Genomic DNA, 2,435 nt, shown 5'->3' with positions numbered 1-2,435 from the left:
CCAGCAGCGACGGGTCGCCGGGCCGGCGGCGCGACAGCGGATTGACGATCCGCAGTATCGTGTCGGTGGCGAGCTCGTGCAGCACCACCTCCGCCTCCGGGCCGAGCAGGGCGGCAACCGCCTCGGCGACCGCGTCGTATCGGGACTGCCAGTTCATACGAATTGTCTAAATCAGACAGTTTATATGAGTCTAGCATGAAGATTGATGCCGCCATATCGAAGAATTGTTCGGGACAATGTTCCGATTGTTCCGGTCCTTCCGCCGCGCCACTCTGCGGCCATGACGCCAGAGCTGCTCTCCTCCTTCGTGCTGTTCGCCTTCGTCACCTCGATCACGCCGGGGCCGAACAACATCATGCTGACCGCCTCCGGCCTCAGCTTCGGCTTCCGCCGGACGGTGCCGCACATGGTCGGCATCGCCGTCGGCTTCACGGTGATGGTGGCGGCGGTCGGGCTGGGGCTGGGCGCCGCCTTCGCCGCCTGGCCGCTGCTGTACGAGCTGCTGAAATACGGCGGCGCCGCCTATCTGCTGTACCTGGCCTGGAAGATCGCCCGGTCCGGCCCGATCGCCGCCGGCGGCGAGGCCGGGCGGCCGATGACCTTCCTGGAGGCCGCGGCGTTCCAATGGGTCAACCCCAAGGCCTGGGTGATGGCGGTCGGCGCCATCGCCACCTACACGCCGCAGGCGGGGTTCCTGGGCAACCTGGCGATCGTCACATTGGTGTTCGGGCTGGTGAACCTGCCCAGCGTCGGCTGCTGGGCCCTGTTCGGCACGGCGCTGCGCCGGGTGCTGCACGCCCCCGCCGCGGTCCGCGCCTTCAACCTGGGCATGGCCCTGCTGCTGGTCGCCTCGCTGTACCCGATCGCGGCGGATCTGCTGGGCTGACCCTACCCTTCTCCGTCATGGCGAGCCCCGGGCAACAGGCCTCAGGCCGCCGGCACGCCGGACGTGGTCGAATACTCGAAATGCAGCACCTCGCCCGGGCGGGCGAGCGGGTGGATGGCGTGGGCGGCGGAGGCGGCCTCGGCGAAGCCGGTCAGGATCAGCTTCAGCTTGTGCGGGTATGTCGCGATGTCGCCGACCGCGAAGATGCCGGGCACGCTGGTCGCCGCCGTCGCCTGGTCGATGGCGATGTGGTTCCTGTCCAGCGCCAGCCCCCAATCGGCGATCGGACCGAGATTCATCGACAGGCCGAAGAACGGCAGCAGCACGTCGGCGTCGAGCCGCCGTACCTCGCCGTCCAGCGTCGCCACGGTGACGGCGGAGAGCTGGCCGCCCTCCCCCTCCAGCCCGTGCAGCTGGTAGGGCGTGACCAGTTCGATCTGTCCGGCCTCGGCCAGGGCGTGCAGCCTGGCGACGCTGTCCGGCGCGCCGCGGAACTTGTCGCGCCGGTGCACCACCATGACCTTGGCGGCGATGTCGGCCAGGAGGATCGACCAGTCCAGCGCGCTGTCGCCGCCGCCGGCCACCACCACCCGCTTGCCGCGCAGCGCCTCCTTCCGCGTCACCATGTAGAAGACCGAGCGGTTCTCGTAGGCCTCGATCCCGGCCAGCGGCGGCCGGTTCGGGCCGAAGGCGCCGACCCCGGCGGCGATGATCACCGCCGCGGCGTCGATCTGCGTGCCGGCGCTGGTACCGACCAGCCAACGCCCGTCCGGCTGCCGCGCCAGCGTCTCGACCCGCTGGCCGAGATGGTAGACCGGGGCGAAGGGCGCGGCCTGCTCGACCAGCCGGTCGATCAGCTCCGCCGCCTCGATCCGCGGCTGGCCGGGGATGTCGTAGATCGGCTTTTCCGGATAGAGGGCGGCGCATTGCCCGCCCTGCACGTCCAGCACGTCGACGACATGGCAGTGCAGCTTCAGCATGCCGCATTCGAACACCGCGAACAGCCCGACCGGGCCGGCCCCGATGATGGCGACGTCGGTGCGGTGCGGCATGGTGGTCCTCCGGAACTCCAGACCCTCATGGGATAGCCGGTTCCGGCCGCCGACGCATCACCCCATGCGACGCAGGGATGACGGATCGGGCCCCGGTATGCGAACAATCGGCCGATGTTCCGATTCACCCTCGACCTGCCGGACGAAACCGCGACCGCAGCCCTGGCGGCGCGGTTGGCGGTGCTGCTGCAGCCCGGCGACATCGTCCTGCTGGCCGGCGATTTGGGCGCCGGCAAGTCCTTCCTGGCCCGCGCCCTGATCCGCGCCGCCGCCGGCGAGCCGGAGCTGGAGGTGCCGAGCCCGACCTTCACCCTGGTCCAGAGCTACGACCTGCCCGCCGGCCCGCTGTGGCATTTCGACCTGTACCGGCTGGCGGCGCCGGAGGAGGTGCTGGAGCTGGGCTGGGACGAGGCGCGGCTGGGCATCTGCCTGGTGGAATGGCCGGACCGGCTGGACGGGCTGACCCCGGCCGACCGGCTGAAGGTCGAGCTGGCGCA

General features: G+C 70.3%; 4 protein-coding genes. 2 read left to right on the top strand and 2 right to left on the bottom strand.

Annotated features, from left to right (window positions below):
• A partial coding sequence (locus P409_RS41650; protein ID WP_193366537.1) for a PAS domain-containing protein occupies positions 1 to 157 on the bottom strand: 157 nt, incomplete at its 3' end.
• A gap of 123 nt (positions 158 to 280) precedes the next feature.
• Here P409_RS41650 and P409_RS31980 point away from each other — a divergent pair.
• The gene (locus P409_RS31980) at positions 281 to 886 is read left to right on the top strand and encodes a LysE family translocator (protein ID WP_034848114.1); all 606 of its coding nucleotides are present in this window, start codon (positions 281 to 283) and stop codon (positions 884 to 886) included.
• Between the two features lie 41 nt (positions 887 to 927).
• Here P409_RS31980 and P409_RS31975 read toward each other — a convergent pair whose 3' ends face one another.
• Positions 928 to 1,938, bottom strand: a complete 1,011-nt coding sequence (locus P409_RS31975) for an NAD(P)/FAD-dependent oxidoreductase (protein ID WP_034848113.1) — start codon at positions 1,936 to 1,938, stop codon at positions 928 to 930.
• Positions 1,939 to 2,052: 114 nt separating this feature from the next.
• On the opposite strand from P409_RS31975, the gene tsaE reads away from it, so the two are divergent.
• The coding region (tsaE, locus tag P409_RS31970) for a tRNA (adenosine(37)-N6)-threonylcarbamoyltransferase complex ATPase subunit type 1 TsaE (protein WP_034848111.1) at positions 2,053 to 2,435 on the top strand (383 nt) is incomplete at its 3' end.

It is taken from the genome of Inquilinus limosus MP06 (assembly GCF_000767795.1).
GTDB classification, from domain to species: Bacteria; Pseudomonadota; Alphaproteobacteria; order DSM-16000; family Inquilinaceae; genus Inquilinus; species Inquilinus limosus_E.
Note: the sequence above shows the minus strand (reverse complement) of the source record. Positions and strands in the feature narration are given on the sequence as shown.